At 45.2% G+C, this 17,074-nt stretch carries 14 protein-coding genes; 6 read left to right on the forward strand and 8 right to left on the reverse strand.

Going from position 1 to position 17,074, the window contains the following annotated elements; all coding sequences use genetic code 11:
• The first annotated feature begins 95 nt into the window (after positions 1–95).
• The 4 genes from A6D97_RS10755 (at position 96) to A6D97_RS10770 (ending at position 5,647) form a co-directional block, all read left to right on the forward strand.
• Positions 96–665 carry a hypothetical protein gene (locus A6D97_RS10755; RefSeq protein WP_017065300.1) on the forward strand — a complete coding sequence of 190 codons (570 nt, stop codon included), beginning with the start codon at positions 96–98 and terminating at the stop codon, positions 663–665.
• A gap of 6 nt (positions 666–671) precedes the next feature.
• A complete protein-coding gene (gene mfd, locus A6D97_RS10760) occupies positions 672–4,133 on the forward strand; it encodes a transcription-repair coupling factor (RefSeq protein WP_017066779.1) in 3,462 nt (1,153 codons plus the stop codon).
• Between the two features lie 63 nt (positions 4,134–4,196).
• Positions 4,197–4,964: a peptidoglycan binding protein CsiV gene (locus A6D97_RS10765; RefSeq protein ID WP_065584352.1), complete on the forward strand. Its 768-nt coding sequence runs from the start codon at positions 4,197–4,199 to the stop codon at positions 4,962–4,964.
• A 137-nt stretch (positions 4,965–5,101) separates the two neighbouring features.
• On the forward strand, positions 5,102–5,647 hold the full coding sequence (locus A6D97_RS10770) for a GNAT family protein (protein ID WP_017060225.1): 546 nt from the start codon (positions 5,102–5,104) through the stop codon (positions 5,645–5,647).
• A 111-nt stretch (positions 5,648–5,758) separates the two neighbouring features.
• Here the strand turns inward: A6D97_RS10770 and A6D97_RS10775 are convergent, their stop codons facing one another.
• The 7 genes from A6D97_RS10775 to hinT form a co-directional block, all read right to left on the reverse strand.
• A complete protein-coding gene (locus A6D97_RS10775) occupies positions 5,759–7,048 on the reverse strand; it encodes an NAD(P)/FAD-dependent oxidoreductase (RefSeq protein WP_009847154.1) in 1,290 nt (429 codons plus the stop codon).
• Positions 7,049–7,560: 512 nt separating this feature from the next.
• Positions 7,561–8,100: an alpha/beta hydrolase YcfP gene (gene ycfP, locus A6D97_RS10780; RefSeq protein WP_009847155.1), complete on the reverse strand. Its 540-nt coding sequence runs from the start codon at positions 8,098–8,100 to the stop codon at positions 7,561–7,563.
• Positions 8,101–8,208: 108 nt separating this feature from the next.
• On the reverse strand, positions 8,209–9,063 hold the full coding sequence (locus tag A6D97_RS10785; RefSeq protein ID WP_017060224.1) for a phosphotransferase: 855 nt from the start codon (positions 9,061–9,063) through the stop codon (positions 8,209–8,211).
• 185 nt (positions 9,064–9,248) lie between these two features.
• Positions 9,249–9,839 carry a penicillin-binding protein activator LpoB gene (lpoB, locus tag A6D97_RS10790; RefSeq protein WP_017060223.1) on the reverse strand — a complete coding sequence of 197 codons (591 nt, stop codon included), beginning with the start codon at positions 9,837–9,839 and terminating at the stop codon, positions 9,249–9,251.
• An 86-nt stretch (positions 9,840–9,925) separates the two neighbouring features.
• Positions 9,926–10,309: a YcfL family protein gene (locus A6D97_RS10795; RefSeq protein ID WP_017060222.1), complete on the reverse strand. Its 384-nt coding sequence runs from the start codon at positions 10,307–10,309 to the stop codon at positions 9,926–9,928.
• Positions 10,309–11,700 (reverse strand): hypothetical protein, encoded by a 1,392-nt coding sequence (locus A6D97_RS10800; protein WP_065584353.1) that lies wholly within the window; start codon positions 11,698–11,700, stop codon positions 10,309–10,311. Before A6D97_RS10800 ends, A6D97_RS10795 begins: the two co-directional genes overlap by 1 nt.
• Before the next feature lie 296 nt (positions 11,701–11,996).
• Complete coding sequence (gene hinT / locus A6D97_RS10805; protein WP_017060220.1) at positions 11,997–12,347, reverse strand: purine nucleoside phosphoramidase; 351 nt, start codon at positions 12,345–12,347, stop codon at positions 11,997–11,999.
• 277 nt (positions 12,348–12,624) lie between these two features.
• Here hinT and A6D97_RS10810 point away from each other — a divergent pair, with 277 nt between their 5' ends.
• Positions 12,625–14,616: a methyl-accepting chemotaxis protein gene (locus A6D97_RS10810; protein WP_017060219.1), complete on the forward strand. Its 1,992-nt coding sequence runs from the start codon at positions 12,625–12,627 to the stop codon at positions 14,614–14,616.
• Positions 14,617–14,813: 197 nt separating this feature from the next.
• Positions 14,814–15,980 (forward strand): DUF1887 family protein, encoded by a 1,167-nt coding sequence (locus tag A6D97_RS10815; RefSeq protein WP_017065293.1) that lies wholly within the window; start codon positions 14,814–14,816, stop codon positions 15,978–15,980.
• A gap of 213 nt (positions 15,981–16,193) precedes the next feature.
• Here the strand turns inward: A6D97_RS10815 and udp are convergent, their stop codons facing one another.
• Positions 16,194–16,952, reverse strand: a complete 759-nt coding sequence (gene udp, locus A6D97_RS10820; protein ID WP_065584354.1) for a uridine phosphorylase — start codon at positions 16,950–16,952, stop codon at positions 16,194–16,196.
• Positions 16,953–17,074 lie beyond the last annotated feature (122 nt).

Raw genomic sequence — 17,074 nt, forward strand, 5'->3', positions numbered from 1 at the left:
AGATTTCAAACAACTATTTGAGACTTTCAATTAACTGACCTTGATTACTGCGGCCACATAGCGATAATCAATAGATCACTTCAAGGAACTAACGCATGACAGAACAAGAGTTTTTCACCGTTCACCATAGCCTTACCGCTAATATTGAACCAATGGACAGCGGCTTCACTTTACCTTCTCAAATTCAATTCGAATCTGAGATCCCAGCACCATTTGTGGTGGCAAGTGAATTTAGCCAATTGGATCTGTTAGCTGACAGCGCTCGAGCGGAACTGAAAAACAGCGACTTGAAGAATGTCACCAGTTTATTGGATGCACAAAACTCAAAATTAAACCTCTTGTTGAGCTTTATGTTATCGCAGCAAGATGATGAGAAATTTCGCACTCACACCTATTCATTTGGTGCGAGTCAGTTTTCCTGCTTTTCAAAAGCAGACATCGAACCGGGTCGCTTAGTAAAAGCCAAACTTTTTCTAGAGCACCCAGCTGCAGCCATTTATTGCTACGCAGAAGTATTTGCTAGCGAGGCGAAAGACTCAGGTTTCGAAATCAAATTTAAATACGCTCATCTTCGCGATACCGACCAAGACCTGCTAATTAAAGCGGCACTTTATCAACAACAGAAACTCTTGCGTCAACGCTCTCTAGACCGAGATAACAAGTAAATTAACATGACCAAAAAATCCATATTTACACTACCTAAACTTAAAGGTGCCGGTGACAAAAAGCACATCGGTAACCTAGTCGGTTCGTCTCTCGCTCTTGCCATTGCCAAACTCGCAGAGCAACACAACAGCCATACCGTCTTGGCAGTACCCGACCCACAAGTGGCGCTTAAGCTTCAATCTGAAATTGAACAGTTTACGGCACATGAAGTCGCATTATTCCCTGACTGGGAAACGCTGCCATACGATAGCTTCTCGCCGCACCAAGAGATCATCTCAGATCGTATCGCACGCCTTTACGCACTGCCAACATTAAAAGATGGCATCACGATCGTTCCGATCAGCACGTTATTGCAACGCCAGTCACCGCGAGACTTTTTGCTACAACACACGTTAATGGTGAAAACGGGCGATCTCTACTCGCTTGAGAAACTTCGCCTACAGCTTGAAAAATCCGGCTATCGCTACGTTGATCAAGTGTTTGGCCCAGGTGAATACGCAAGTCGTGGTTCGATTCTCGACCTGTTCCCGATGGGCAGCAAAGACCCGTATCGTATCGATTTCTTCGATGATGAGATCGATACCATTCGTACCTTCGATCCTGAAAACCAACGTTCTATTGAAGACATCTCTGAGATCCGCCTGCTGCCTGCTCACGAATTCCCAACCTCGGAAACGGCAATTGAAGATTTCCGTATTCGTTGGCGCCAACAGTTTGATGCCCGCCGCGAACCAGAATCGGTTTATATGCAGGTATCTAAAGGCACATGGCCTGCTGGTATTGAGTATTGGCAACCACTGTTCTTCGATCACACAGAAACCTTGTTTGATTACGTTGCCGATGAAGCGCAACTGCTGATTCTAGGTGATGTCGAGACTGCAGTAGACTCATTCCTAACGGACGTTGCTCATCGATACGAACAGCGCGGTGTTGACCCATTACGGCCACTTCTCACGCCTGAACAACTGTGGCTGAAGAAAGACGAGCTGTTCGCACACTTCAAACAGAAGCCACAAGTCAATCTGAGCTTAGATTCAATTGAAGAGAAAGCTGGACGTACCAACCTTCCGGTTGTGTCTCTTCCTGATCTCAGTGTTCAGCATCAAAATAAAGAACCTTTAGCTAACCTAAGAAAGTTCACAGAAGCCTTCGACGGCAAAGTAGTATTTTCGGTTGAATCAGAAGGTCGTCGTGAAGCGCTGAGTGAACTGCTTCGTGGTATTAAAGTACGACCAAGCGAAGTTGAAAACCTCGATGCCTCAATTAAAGGCAAAGACAAGTTCAGCCTCATCCTTGGCTCTGCTGAACACGGTTTTATCCATGAAGAGCAAAACATCGCCCTTATCTGTGAAAGCGACCTGTTGGGTGATCGCGTTGTTCAGCGCCGTAAGAAAGACAAAAAAAGTGTTAACAGCGACACTGTCATTCGTCACTTAGCCGAACTTAAACCAGGTCAACCTGTAGTGCACATTGACCACGGTATTGGTCGCTACATCGGCTTGCAGACACTCGAAGCCGGTGGCATGAAAACCGAATACGTGACACTTGAGTACCAAAACGATGCCAAGCTGTACGTGCCCGTTGCGTCTTTGAACCTTATTGGACGTTACTCTGGTGGCGCCGAAGATTCTGCACCGCTACACAAACTAGGTGGTGAGGCGTGGCAAAAAGCGCGTAAGCGTGCCGCTGAAAAAGTACGTGACGTTGCTGCAGAGCTGCTGGATGTTTACGCCAAGCGTGAGCTTAAACCTGGCTATAAATTTGTTTTAGATCGCGGGCAATACGCAACCTTCAAATCTGGCTTCCCGTTTGAAGAAACCGATGACCAAGCGATGGCCATCAATGCTGTTATGTCTGATATGTGCCAAGCCAAAGCCATGGACCGTTTGGTGTGTGGTGATGTTGGCTTTGGTAAAACCGAAGTCGCGATGCGTGCAGCATTCGTTTGTACCGACAACAGCAAACAAGTAGCGGTTTTAGTTCCTACTACTCTACTTGCTCAGCAACACTTCGAAAACTTCCGTGACCGTTTCGCCAACTTGCCGATTCGTGTTGAGGTTCTATCCCGATTCAAATCAGCTAAAGAGCAAAAACTAATCATGCAAGATGTCGCCGACGGTAAAGTGGATATCCTAGTCGGGACTCACAAGCTGCTTTCGAGCGATATTAAGTTTAAAGACCTAGGCCTGCTGGTTGTCGATGAAGAACACAGATTTGGTGTACGTCAGAAAGAGAAAGTGAAAGCGATGCGTGCGGATGTCGATATTCTAACGCTTACTGCGACACCGATCCCGCGAACGCTGAACATGGCAATGAGTGGCATGCGTGACCTTTCGATCATCGCTACACCACCCGCACGACGCTTGGCAATTAAAACCTTCGTTCGCGAGAGTGATGATGCCATCGTCAGAGAAGCGGTGCTGCGTGAAATCATGCGTGGTGGCCAGGTTTACTTCCTACACAACCAAGTCGACACGATTGAGAAAACAGCAGAGTCATTGCAAAAGCTGATTCCAGAGGCGCGCGTGACTGTAGCTCATGGCCAGATGCGAGAGCGCGAACTGGAACGCATCATGAATGACTTCTACCACCAGCGCTTCAACTTACTGGTGTGTACAACCATCATTGAAACCGGTATCGACGTACCAACGGCAAATACCATCTTGATGGACAGAGCCGATAACCTTGGTTTAGCACAGCTGCACCAATTACGTGGTCGTGTAGGTCGTTCGCACCACCAAGCTTATGCTTACTTGTTAACGCCACACCCTAAAGCAATGACCAAAGATGCGATCAAGCGATTGGATGCGATAGCTTCGCTCGAAGACTTGGGCGCAGGCTTTACCCTAGCAACTCACGATTTAGAGATTCGTGGTGCGGGTGAGCTGTTGGGTGATGAACAGAGTGGTCAAATCCAGTCGGTTGGTTTCACCTTGTACATGGAGATGCTTGAACAAGCGGTTGAAGCGTTGAAAGAAGGTCGAGAGCCTTCGCTTGATGATCTATTGCGTGAACAAACTGAAATTGAGATGCGTCTGCCTGCACTATTGCCAGACGACTATATTCCAGACATCAACACGCGTTTATCAACATACAAACGTATTGCGAGTGTGAGTGACACCGACGAATTGGCAGAGTTGAAAGTCGAGCTGATTGATCGCTTCGGCCTTCTGCCTGATGCAACCAAGAACTTGTTATCAGTTTCTGAGCTAAAATTAGCCGCAGCGTCTATCAAAGCGAAGAAAATTGAAGCCCACGATAAGGGTGGATTCTTAGAATTCTACCCGGATGCTGACATAAACCCGACCTACCTTGTTAAACTGTTGCAATCTCAACCGCAAAAGTTTTCAATGGAAGGACCAACAAAGTTCAAGTTTACGATACCATTGGTCGACAGACGGAAGCGAATTCAATTTGTTAGTGATTTATTGGGCGAATTCAGACAAAACTTGCTGCCTTCAGCATAAGACCCAATCCACTTGCACATATAAATTATCCAGCCGGTAGTTCGGCTGGAAGACGGAGTAAAAATGAAAAGACTGATCCCACTGCTACTATTGTTCGTCTCACTGCCAAGTTTGGCGCAGAGACAATTTGATATAGAAGTGATCATTTTTAAGCGCGCTGTTGATGCAGAGAAGGTGAACGAATCTTGGCCAAATACACAGCCTAAGATTTCACTTGAGCGCGTTGGTTCATTTCAAGATACCCAATACCGAGCAAAGAAAGGCGTTCAAATGCTACCTTACTCGGAATACAAGTTAACGCCTCAGAAAGACAAGCTACGTAAACACGCTGGCTTTGAAGTTCTGATGCATACCGCTTGGCGTCAAGGCGACCAAGGCAAGAGCTCTGCCCCTGTTTTCCATATTCAAGCAGGTAAAGATTTCTCTAAACAATTTAATGCTGATGGATCTGAAAAAGGCACAATCACTGCAGGCAGCGCTGATGGGTTCCAAGAAGAGACCATTGATAAGCCACTATACGAATTAGACGGCAAGCTGCAAATCTACGTTCAGCACTACCTATACGCTGAAACGACCTTGGACTTAAAAGCGCCAAGCGTTCGTGAAGTGACTCTACAAGAGCAACAAATTGAGCTAGATTCACCAGTAAGTGGCGCAGAAAGCAACGTCCAAGTGGGCAACCTAACTGAAATTTCTCCGACGGTTGAAGTCCAAGAGTTCCTTAAGAGCTACCGCATGGACCAAAAACGTCGTATGCGCAGTACAGAAACTCACTACCTTGACCACCCACTTCTTGGAATGGTGATTCAAGTTAGACGTGTAGCGCAGTAAATTACTTGCCGATTCGGCTATAATTATATAAATAATTCAATCCGCCCTCCTAGTGAGGGCGTTTTATTAAGTGCTATCTATCTTTATTCTGTACTGACTTTCTTTGCTCAGTACTTACACGTTACTTGGTACGCTCTATGAGCCCTGAATTTCAGATCAACACACAAAATCTTAGCCTTAAAATCATTGAGGCCTCAGATGCTCAAGAATTTTCTCAGCTGGTTAAGTCCTCCCCTAGCTTGCTGCCATGGGTCGACTGGTGTCATAAAGAGTTTTCTATCGTCGAGGCCGAGAAATTTATTCTGGCAACTCGCCTGAACTGGGTGAAAGCCGATGCGTTTGGCTTTGGCATCTTTGAACGAAAAAGCGATAAGTTAGTCGGTATGGTTGCCATTAATGAGCTTTACCACACCTTTAATATGGCGAGTTTAGGTTATTGGGTCGGTGATGACTTTCAAAGGAGAGGGATCGCCAAAGAAGCGATGTTCGCCCTATTTGAATTTTGTTTCGCGCAACTCAAGTTAACGCGTTTGGAGATTGTCTGCGATACCGAGAACCTACCCAGCCAAAAGTTGATCGAGAAGTGTGGCGCTGAGCGAGAAACCATTGCCCAGAATCGATTTCTGTTTAACGGTAAGCCGAAAGATGGCGTGGTTTATTCTGTGCTACCTCCAACGTCTTAACAGCAGAAATGAGTTCAACACCTGCGATAATCCATAATCGACACGATCAAAAAAGAGCTCCGAAGAGCTCTTTTTTATTATCAGCGTAATGCTCTGAGAAGGCTTACCTGATTAGTGAAGCTTTAGGTTTGGACGAAGTACACGGTTAATACGACCAACCAGCATCATCAGTGATGTTTTGATTAAGCCGTGAAGCGCCATCTGGTGCATGCGGTACAAAGAGATGTAAACCACACGAGCAATACGACCTTCGACCATCATCGAGCCTTTCGTCAGGTTACCCATCAAGCTACCTACCGTAGAGAAACGGCTAAGTGAAACCAGCGAGCCTTTGTCTTTGTAGATGTAGTCTTTCAGGTCACGACCGTTCAACTTAGCAATGATGTTGCTGAATGCACAGCTTGCCATTTGGTGAGCCGCTTGTGCACGTGGCGGAACGAATGAACCGTCTGCTTGTGTACATTGCGCCAAGTCACCGATTGCAAAGATGTTGTCATCCAGTGTTGTTTGCAGCGTGTTCTTCACAACCAACTGGTTGATACGGTTGGTTTCAAGACCACCGATATCTTTCATGAAATCTGGTGCTTTGATACCTGCTGCCCATACCATGATTTGAGCTGGGATCTTGTCACCATCTTTGGTTGTTAGGCCGTCAGAATCCGCCTGAGTCACCATCGTATTCGTACGAACGTTCACACCAAGCTTGGTTAGCTCAGAGTGTGCTGCACTTGAAATACGAGGAGGTAGAGCTGGAAGAATACGCTCACCCGCTTCAACTAGGTTTACGTTCAGCTTGCTTGAATCTAGGTCGCCGAAGCCGTAAGTACGAAGTTCTTTAACGGCGTTGTGTAGCTCTGCAGAAAGCTCTACACCAGTTGCACCAGCACCAACAATCGCGATGTCTACCGTGCCTTGACCGTTCTTAGCGTGAAGCTTTAAGAACTGATTGTTCATTTCTGTACGGAAACGGTGTGCTTGCTCTGGGCTATCAAGGAAAATACAGTTGTCACGAACGCCTGGAGTGTTGAAGTCGTTTGACGTTGAGCCTAGCGCCATCACTAGAATATCGTATTCAAGTTCACGGCTTGGCATCAGCAGTTCACCGTGCTCGTCTGTAAGCTCGCTTAGTGCAATCACTTTACGCTCACGATCGATGTCGTTCAGGCTGCCCATTTGGAAATCGAAGTAATGGTTTTTTGCGTGCGCACGGTAGCTTAATGCATCAACACCTTCATCCAGTGAGCCCGTTGCTACTTCATGAAGTAATGGTTTCCATAGGTGGCTTGCTTTACGGTCTACCAGAGTAATCTGGGCACGTTTCTTACGACCTAAAGTGCGGCCTAGCTTAGTTGCTAGTTCTAAACCACCAGCACCGCCGCCTACTACGATAATTTTTGTCACAATGACAATCCTCTACAAAATGAATAAATGGGGTTCGGCTCGATTACTCCAACCGATAAATTCTATGTATCTACTCGGCCTTGAATGCGAAGGCTGTTACAAATTGGGTTACCGCGAAAAAGAATAACGACAGCTCACCGAGTAGTTAGAGGGGTTACAAACAACAAATAATGGTTTGTTGCTTTGCTCACGTGGATATAAAAGGTGACTACCTGAGAGGCAGAACACAAATTATGGGCAAGTTTTTTCACTCGCTCTCAATTTTTTTTGATATTTGTCAAAATATTTTGCTTGGGAACATTATATATAGCAAAAAGATGACCGCAACAAAAAAATCCTTACCCTCAATGAGGATTCGCGACTAATTAGTTAACGTTTGCGCAAACTGATCTATAAATGCACAAACCGACCGATAAAACATATACAACTACTTTATCAATACCAATCTCTAAGATTCAGATGTGAAAAAGCAGCACTCATTGAGCACTGCTTTTATAAAACATCTGGATTGATTAAGCGTTTTTGAACGCTTTCATTGCTTGAAGATGTTGAGAGATCTTTTTGAATTTATGACTCTCTTTCTCATCCCAGATTACATCATAGTAATCTTCTAGCGCGGCAGCTGTTTTGGTATTGTCGTGAATTTCATCTTCACGAGAAAGCACCACTAAACAGCGTCCTTTGTTTTTCATACGGTACTGAGCAACACATTTAGTTGCGATGTCTTCGTACTCTTCTGGACGGTCAATTCGACCTACCATGTTGTTCTCAGGGTGCAGATTAGGGTTGAACACCACCTGCTTAATCCCACATAAGAAACCAATACGCTCAGACCAAAAACCACCTAAACCTACACCACAAATAATGGGATGCGGATCATCGGATTGCTCTATCACCTTATGCACTTCTTTTAGCAGATGCTGCATATCGTGTTTTGGATGCAAAGTACTGTAGTTGATGAAACGAACGTCATCATCAATGAATTGCAACTGCAGTATTTTTTCGTGATTGCCCGGGCTTGTTGAGTCGAAGCCATGTAGATAGATAATCATTGTACCTCCCCCGTTGAATATTGGTACGTTTTGATCAATCTAACACGAAAAACAAGGTTTTAAAGGTAACAGCTGAGAAATTATATTTTTCACTTCCTAAACGTGATCCTAGCTACATAAAGTGTGACTCAGAGCCTCCGCTTCACGCAGATAACTTTCATCGCCCCAAAGCTGATGAGCAAGTAAATACCATAGCATCGCCATCATCTGGCTTCTTGGTAACCATGCTTCTACACCATCAAGCCAAGGCTGAACATCATGGATTCCTCGCAGCTGACAGTACTTCTCAACCGCTTCTGTGACTGGCGCGCCAGCAACCGCAATGGTTAATGTCAAATCGAGCCTAGGGTCTGCGAGCGCAGCGTATTCCCAATCAATAATCTTAATGCAGTCACTGTTTCTCACTAGGTTATAACCACCTAAGTCAAAATGGCACAAAGACAGGTCAACATTGGTAATACTCGGAGCCACGCGCCACTCTTGATAAATCTTAGTGCAGGCTTCGGTCTTATGAATCGCATCAAGCTGCAGCCAGTAATGGTCGACTCGCGCCGTGAAACTGAATGGTTGCAGTGGTAATCGCGCAGTATTAACCAGATGAACAGAGATCAGCGTTTTCAACAGGTCATCGAGTTCTAGATCTTCGTAAAGTGTCTCACCCGCAATCCACTCAACCAGTAACCCCTGCTCATTCACTACCATTGGGCTTGGCCCGATACCGAGTCGCTCAATGGCAGACAGCACTTGGTACTCTTCATGGCGAGAAATGAAGAACGCTTTGGTGATAGGTGTGGTTGGCCGCCAAACATACGCAGTACCATCGGCATCGACCAACTTCCAACATCGATTGGTCAAACCGCCTGTTAATGTCTGTGCTCTAACTGGAGGCTCAGAAAAGTAACCGTCAAGCGAACTCAAACTGGTATCAAGAAGCTTAGCCTCAGACCAAGAAAAAATTGCCATATTTACTCCCTATAAACGTCTTCATTCCCTACAAAAAAGACACTGACCAAAAGCCAGTGTCTCTTCATAAACAGCACATCATGCACTGCATTGGCGTGTGACCAAGCTATACGCTGTCAAGATTAAGCGCTGCCAATACTAGACATTGTCAAATCCGGCTGCGCATAGTTGGCAAGTAAGCGAAATTAAAGGCCTAGTAGGCTCTTAGATTGTTGCTTACGGATTTCAGTCTCGTCAGCCCATTCAATCAAGCCAGACTCAAGATCCATTAGACGCATCGTCATTTTGTAGTATACGTCTTCATCGCTACCCGCTTTCTTAACGATGCTTGATAGGTTGCCGTACAGCATGTACTGAGCACCAACCATTTTACCGAATTGAATCGCTGAACTTTGGTTTACAAGCTCATCGTTGTTTTGGAAGTTCAATTGGTCACGAACAGACTCTACACGGTCCATATCAACGAAACGGAACTTACCAGAGTTCAGCATCTTAGTACTGATAGTGTCAGTGATTGACTCAGTATCGATGTGCTCACTTGTTTTGTTCTTGATTCGCTCTACAAACACGATTGGACGCTGTTCACGAGTAATGTAAGACACAGAACCAGACGCCATCATGCTATCGACCATTTCACCCGCAATCGTTTGAAGGTCAGTTGAACCGAAATCGATTGTCGTGGTTTCTACTGCTTGTGCATCACCGTAGCTTACCTTGTTTGAACAACCGCCTAAAATAACCGCTAAACCTAGTAGCGCAATGACACTCTTTTTCATTTTGTTTCCTCAACTTATCACTGAGCGGGGTTACCCACACTCTTAAATTCTTGTATTTACGAATCATGAGACCCGTTTAATCTAACTTACTGCTCTCGGAACTGGACTCTGAACTGAGTCGCTTTCGGGTTTACCGACACTTCCGACAACGAAATACTTTCAAAACCACGAACAATCGCTTGCTTCCAAGGACCTTGTTTAAGGTTGACCTCAAGCCCGGCATCGTCGTACCAGTAAAAACGATAAAGAATATGTTGATCGCCTTTATAGTTACTGTTTAAACGAACGATTCCTCGCGTATGACCGTCGACCAGATCGGTGCGAATATCTTCAACCTGTAAACGGCTGCCCAATACCTTGTCACCAAAGAAAACGTTCTGAGTCAGACTATCGACCCTTACGCCAGCTGTATTATCAGCACAACCAGCCAGAGCCATAACCGCTGCTAAGCTCACTAACCACTTTTTCATTACAGCCTCCCTAGCTGTTTATGCCACATTGTTGCATTGTTTCCTTGTCGAGAAATCCACACCAAGGTGGTCTGCCCTTCTCGAATATCAAAGTCGTACGTTTTAGCGCCCGCTTCCAACGTATATTGACCGCTATTTGCTACAAACGTACTGCTCTTAATCTCTGCAGGTAATGATTGCCAACTGCGAGTGTCTGGTTGCTCTGTCAGTGTGTTCCACACGTTGAACAGAATATTACCGACATCATCGCCTTTGGTTGCTTCTTTTCGAATGCGATCTTTCGCGACTACACGTAGCGCTTGGCGAATAACAATGCTTGTCATACGTTCCGATAGATCGTTCTGCGCCATCGCGTTTACATCAGTGATCAAATGTTCTTGTAGCGGCTGTCCGCTGATTCGCAAGGCAGAAAAACGCTCTACGTTTTGACTTGGGTAATATGGCAGCGCAAGAGAGTATATTGCCCCCTGATCGCGACTGTCATAAACAGGCAAATCCAGTCGCCAACTGTCCATAGCTTGCACAGCGCTCTGCTCTTGAAGAACAATCACTCGCCCTTCACCTGCACTAAGTTTAGAAGATTGCTTATAGCGTTTTTCTAATGTTGCTAAATCTTGTCGCATCCCTAAACGAGCGGCTGTTGCCATGGTTCTATCGATGATTTCTTGGTTATCTGGCATCACAGCCAAAGCACGACGATAGTCAACGTAGGCGCTGTTTAAATCATTTGACGCTTCATAAAGCAGACCAGACAAGAACATCAGATACGCATTCTGTACTGACTGCAGTTTCTTACCCGCATCAGGGTAATTGGCAAGGATGCTACCCACATTGGCAGACAAGCCTTGCCTCTTCGCATCGCTGGCTGCTTTGTCTAACTCAGCCTCGCGTTGCTTCTTCGCTTGTTCTTGAACTTGGTTGGCGCGACGCATTTCAATCACCGCACCTTCTAAATCGTTTTTCTTGAGGTAATTTAAACCGAGATACAGATGAAGAAAGCCCAACTCGTAATCGGCTGGCACATACTCGGTAATATTGTCATTCACAGCCAACGCACCCACACTGGTTGCACTGTCTGAGATTGAGATCACGGCTTTGCGTTGCTGCTCAGTAACCGCCTGATCAGCCACTTCAAACGAAGCCTTACTCTCAGGGTATTTTTGATCCAGCAGATTAATTCTGCCTCTTTCAAAGTTATCAAGGATGTCGCCTGCCGCGTAATCTGGTAGCTCTTGCTGAGCCTCTGAATAATCTCCAGATTTAACGGCTTGGTAGATCGCTTTGTTTTGTGCGCTGTAATGACTGAACAGGCTTCCTGCAGACATACTCGCACAACCTACGGTCAACGCCGATAACAGGGCAATGGAAGCGAATCTAAACTGTTGCTTCACTTATCGTCTCCGTGCATGTTTAAAATGCCAACTTTATTAGGGTCTGCTGACCTTTAATGGTCTCATTATCAAAACGAAACGCGTTGTAAAAAGGATCTCAAGCCAGTTGAAACCCTACTGATTTAGCCTCTGCCTAGGCGATGCCGACGTTCAGACAACAGATAGAACTTAAAGTTGGCATACAAACTACAAATTTTCCAACTAACTACTTGTGTTAACCCACTAATGAGCGCGTTTAAACTAGCTCATTAGCTTTCATTAACTCGTTAGCTTTTCATTAGCTCATTAACTTTTTATTAGCTCATTAATAGGGGGCCAAGTGGACGGCCGCCAACCAAGTGCATGTGAATATGATAAACCTCTTGGCCACCGTGAGAGTTACAGTTCACGATAAGACGATAGCCATCTTCTGCAATGCCCTCTTCTTTTGCTAACTTGCGAGCAACAGTAAACATGCGCCCCATCATCGCTTCATCTTGGACTTCAACATCGTTAGTTGTCGGAATCAGCTTGTTTGGGATGATTAGGATATGGCTTGGCGCGCGAGGGTTAATATCGCGAAATGCGGTTACTAAATCGTCTTGGTATAGTAGATCTGCTGGGATTTCTTTGTTGATGATCTTAGTAAAAATGGTTTCTTCAGCCATGTTTCTCTCCGATAAAACATTTATTTTTTAATGCTTTGAGTATGCGCTATGCCGCATCAAACCACAATAAATCTGCTTTAAAGCATAATAAAAAACACCGTTCAAATCAAAGAAAACGAGCCTTAGCTCTCAAGAATGGCATGTTGGTTATAACTGAGCGCTATTTTTGACGTGTGCGTCATAAAATGCGTAAGCCGAGCTCAATAGAATGCTGATAATTTTGTTAGTTTTACTTTGACCTGACATTAGGTCTGCATTTTTATTTAGGGAGAAAGCCATGAAGGGATCTGTGATCAAGCGTATGTACGCTGGTTTCGCACTGATCATCATCATGTTCGCAGTCACGATAACCATCATGATGAACAGCATGAATCAGATACACAGCAATTTTGAGAGTGTCTCAGAAACCTCATTACCACTTGTCGCGCTTTCAAATCAAACGAGTGTTCAATTGCTTTCTGCTGATAAGTCATTCAAAGATTTCTTAACCACACAAAACGCTGAACGCATGTCTGCAATGCGTACAGAATTTGCTGCATCACAAAACTCGTTTTCAGAAGTTCTCGGTAGTTTAGAAGCGGCAAGCCAAAACAATGCTTCACTTGTTGAACGTATCGCGCAATTAAGAGCAATGGAAGAACGCTACTTCGCCGAAGCTGACGAAGCGATGAACAACTACGTCGCGATGTTCGAAGCACAAGAACAAGTACAAAAAGCGTCTCGTGACTTCCAACGCTTACATTCAGAATTAACCGTTGGTATGAAAGAGTACGTTGCCGACCAAAAAAGCATCTCTGTAAAAGTGATGGCAAAGAGCTACTTCATCAAACTGCAAGACGCAGAAGTTATTACCTCTGATGCACTTGCTAGCTCTGATGTTGCCTTCGTTCAAAAAGCCGTTAACCAAAACAAAAAGGCCGTTACTCATCTTAACTACGCTTATCGAGGTCTATCAACACAACTACCAGCACTTAAAAATGTCTTCGATGAGTCGGTTCAGAAGTTCACCAAAGACGTTGGTCAGAAAGGTGGCGTACTAGACAAACACAACAACTACCTACAAGCCAAACAAGCGTTGTACGTGAACATCGCTAACCTAGCTCTAGAAGTTGACCAAGCGATGGCTGTTTTGGACTCATTCAACGTGACCGCTGAAGAGCAACTTAACTCATCACTCGCTGACGCAAGCAGCATCTACGACAAAGGCCTATTCAACGCGATTGCCATTGGCATTGTTGTGACTGTGTTCGCTGCTGCGATTGGTTACCACATTGCACACAGCGTACGAGAGCCATTAACTCGCATCCTCGGTACATTAGAAGGTCTAACTGAAGGTGATATGACTCAGCGTATCGATATTCGCTACGACAACGAATTCAGCCGCGTGAGCCGTCACATCAACACCTTGGCTGACAACCTGCACAATATCCTTGTGAAGTTGAATGATGCTTCAGATGACTTAACTAAAACTGCAAGCGTCAACCAGAAGACGTCATCTGAAACGCAGGCTCAATTGAACAGCCAACGTGAGCAAACCGCGACTGTTGCGACCGCAATGACAGAGATGTCTCATTCTGTACAAGAAGTGGCGAACAGCGCGCAAAGCTCACTCACCATGGTTCAACAAGTAGAATCGGCTTCTGAGTCTGGTCGTCAGATCATGAACACCAACATCAGCACCATTAATCAGCTTGAAGTTCGCCTTACTGAATCAGTGGGCGCTGTAGGCGAGCTACAACAGATGAGTAGCCAGATTGGTTCAATCCTTGACGTTATTCGTGGTATTGCTGAACAGACCAACCTACTTGCACTTAATGCGGCAATCGAAGCAGCGCGTGCAGGTGAACAAGGTCGTGGTTTTGCAGTCGTTGCCGATGAAGTACGAGTGCTAGCACAGAAGACCACTCAATCAACCTCTGAAATCGAGACTATGATCAGCAATCTGCAATCAAGCTCGAAAACTGCAAGTAACGTAATTGAAAGCTGTATGAGCGATATGGACATGTCGGTTCAACAAGCTTCAAGTGCAAACAGTGCGATGGAAGAGATCCAAGCCTTGATTCTAGAGATCAGCCACATGAGTACACACATCTCTCAAGCAGCCGCTGAGCAGAGTGAAACGTCTGGTGATATTGCACGCAACATCGAAGACATCAACCACATCGCAGATAAGAGTTACCAAGCGATGTCTTCAATTGCGGAGGCAAGCCAAAACCTAACAATTTTGGCGAATCAGCAAGGTGATTTAGTACATCAATTCAAACTATAGATAAATGAAGAATCGATAGATATTTAGTGAGATTGTTGAGACTTCTTACCCAATAGTGGTGACTAATTGAGCTAGGGCAACTTTTATCAAGGGTTGCCCTTGTTTTTTATGAGCTTTGTCATTATATGATTATTAAGGCTTGCTGCTTCCCGTTTTTTCTTTCACCTTTATGAGCGAGCCGCTATTAAGGAATTTATATGGCTGTTCATGTTGGCATTATCGATCAAGACCCCATTCGCTTGCTCACCCCATTACTTGATAACCGAACGGTCAGCACTCACATCGTGTTTATCGGTGACAAAAATCAAGTCAGTATGTACAAACGTTTAGACAGCGTTTTGCACAAGCGCGACATTACGAGTGAGTTTTTCGAAATTCCGACCATCGTAAATACATCTGTCATTAAAGAATCTATCCAAACCCTTGCCGAAGACCTCAAAGCACGCGGTCAAGAAGTGAAGCTCAACGCAAGTTGTGGCCTCCGTCACCGCCTACTTTCTGTGTACGAAGTATTCCGTACTTACCACTGGCCAATCTTCGTGGTTGAACCAAATAGCGACAAGCTTTGCTGGTTGTACCCTAATGGTAAAGAAGACGCACAAGTTCAAGACCGCATCACTATCGACGACTACCTAACTGTGTTCGGTGCTCGCGGTGAATTCAGCGATGTTCAGCTGTCTCCGCAACTGGATCAGAAACTTTATGAACTGGGTGAACGTTGGGCAAGTAACGCACTCGAACTAGGCCCTGGCCTTGCGACATTGAACTACCTAGCAACGACCTGCCGTAAAGAACAAAAACTTGATGTAGGCCTATCTGAGAAGCAACAAGGCTATCGCGAGCTCAACATGCTGCTGAGCGATTTGGTTGAAGCTAAAATTGCGACTTACGACAATGGTATTTTGACCTTTGCCAACGAAGACGCGCGCCGCTTCTCAAACGGTGAATGGCTTGAAACATTGGTTCACAGCACAGTTAAGCAGATCCAAGATGACATGCCGACCATTCAAGACCGTTCTTTGAATGTTCAGGTATACCGTCAACTGGGTGAACGTGAGGTTCGTAACGAGCTTGATGTTGCCTCTGTGGTGAACAATAAGCTGCACATCATCGAATGTAAGACCAAAGGCATGCGTGATGATGGTGATGACACCTTGTACAAACTGGAATCGCTTAGAGACCTGCTAGGTGGCCTACAAGCACGTGCAATGTTAGTGAGCTTCCGCCCTCTTCGCCATAACGACATCACACGAGCTGAAGATCTTGGCCTTGCATTGATTGGCCCTGACGAATTGAAAGATCTTAAAACACACCTAACGGCATGGTTTACAGCTGCGGGTGGCAGTGAAGATCTAGAGTACTAAAAACCAATAAGCTCATGAGAGCTCAATGCTCTTAAGCAGATTGTTAAAAAGGCGAATGACGATTAAGTCACTCGCCTTTTTTGTTGTCTGTTTTCTCTATTGATTACTTTCAGACGGCACAAAAAAATGGCCGCATCATACGATGCGGCCATTTTCAAAATTTAATGTCACTTGAAGACTTAATGCTCTCTAAAACTCAGAGCACTTTAAGACTTAAAGCATTTTACGAGCGGCTTCTACAACCACTTTGATTGAACGTGCTTCTGTTACTTTTAGAGTGTCGTGATCAGGCGTCTCTTTTTGAGTACGGTTGATGATTACACCAGCAACACAACCTGCTTTCAGACCAGAACTTGCACACATAGTTAGCAGTGTTGCAGATTCCATCTCGAAGTTTAGAACGCCCATGTCTTGCCATTCTTGCATAGAGCCTTGGAAGCGCTTAACAACGCGACCAGAGAACGTGTCGTAACGCTCTTGACCTGGGTAGAACGTATCGCTTGATGCCGTTACGCCCATGTGAACTGTTGCACCTGATTCATCAACTGCCGCTTTCATTGCTGTTGCAACTTCAAAGTCAGCCACTGCTGGGAACTCCATAGGAGCAAAGTGTAGGCTAGCGCCGTCTAGACGAACAGAACCTGTAGAAACAATCATGTCACCCACGTTTACGTGAGGTTGGATAGCACCAGTCGTACCAACACGTAGGAAAGTGCGAACACCAAGTTGAGCAAGCTCTTCAACTGCGATAGAAGTCGATGGACCACCAATACCTGTTGAACATACAACAACTGGTTTGCCGTCTAGCTCTGCGCGGTAAAGCGTGTATTCACGGTGACTAGCAAGGAATACTGGGTTCTTCATCTCTTCTGCAATTTTTTGCACACGAGCAGGATCACCAGGGATGATCGCAAGAGTAGCACCGTTAAGATCTGCTTCAGTAACACCTAAGTGGAAAACAGCTTGAGACATAGTTCGCTCCTTTTGGCTTATTGGGCTTTTTACCCTTATTTAAGCTCATAGTAAATTCGTGGGGTACGAACACACTCTAACCAAGCTCATTACAAAATGAAGTGACACATGTCACATGAATG

It is taken from the genome of Vibrio sp. ZF57 (assembly GCF_001691235.1).
GTDB lineage: Bacteria > Pseudomonadota > Gammaproteobacteria > Enterobacterales > Vibrionaceae > Vibrio > Vibrio crassostreae_C.

Bases quoted from the DNA above. Each gene is read 5' to 3' on its own strand.
- A6D97_RS10755 (WP_017065300.1), top strand. From the start codon at position 96: ATGACAGAACAAGAGTTTTTCACCGTTCACCATAGCCTTACCGCTAAT.
- mfd (WP_017066779.1), top strand. From the start codon at position 672: ATGACCAAAAAATCCATATTTACACTACCTAAACTTAAAGGTGCCGGT.
- A6D97_RS10765 (WP_065584352.1), top strand. From the start codon at position 4,197: ATGAAAAGACTGATCCCACTGCTACTATTGTTCGTCTCACTGCCAAGT.
- A6D97_RS10770 (WP_017060225.1), top strand. From the start codon at position 5,102: ATGAGCCCTGAATTTCAGATCAACACACAAAATCTTAGCCTTAAAATC.
- ycfP (WP_009847155.1), bottom strand. From the start codon at position 8,100: ATGATTATCTATCTACATGGCTTCGACTCAACAAGCCCGGGCAATCAC.
- A6D97_RS10785 (WP_017060224.1), bottom strand. From the start codon at position 9,063: ATGGCAATTTTTTCTTGGTCTGAGGCTAAGCTTCTTGATACCAGTTTG.
- lpoB (WP_017060223.1), bottom strand. From the start codon at position 9,839: ATGAAAAAGAGTGTCATTGCGCTACTAGGTTTAGCGGTTATTTTAGGC.
- A6D97_RS10795 (WP_017060222.1), bottom strand. From the start codon at position 10,309: ATGAAAAAGTGGTTAGTGAGCTTAGCAGCGGTTATGGCTCTGGCTGGT.
- hinT (WP_017060220.1), bottom strand. From the start codon at position 12,347: ATGGCTGAAGAAACCATTTTTACTAAGATCATCAACAAAGAAATCCCA.
- A6D97_RS10810 (WP_017060219.1), top strand. From the start codon at position 12,625: ATGAAGGGATCTGTGATCAAGCGTATGTACGCTGGTTTCGCACTGATC.
- A6D97_RS10815 (WP_017065293.1), top strand. From the start codon at position 14,814: ATGGCTGTTCATGTTGGCATTATCGATCAAGACCCCATTCGCTTGCTC.
- udp (WP_065584354.1), bottom strand. From the start codon at position 16,952: ATGTCTCAAGCTGTTTTCCACTTAGGTGTTACTGAAGCAGATCTTAAC.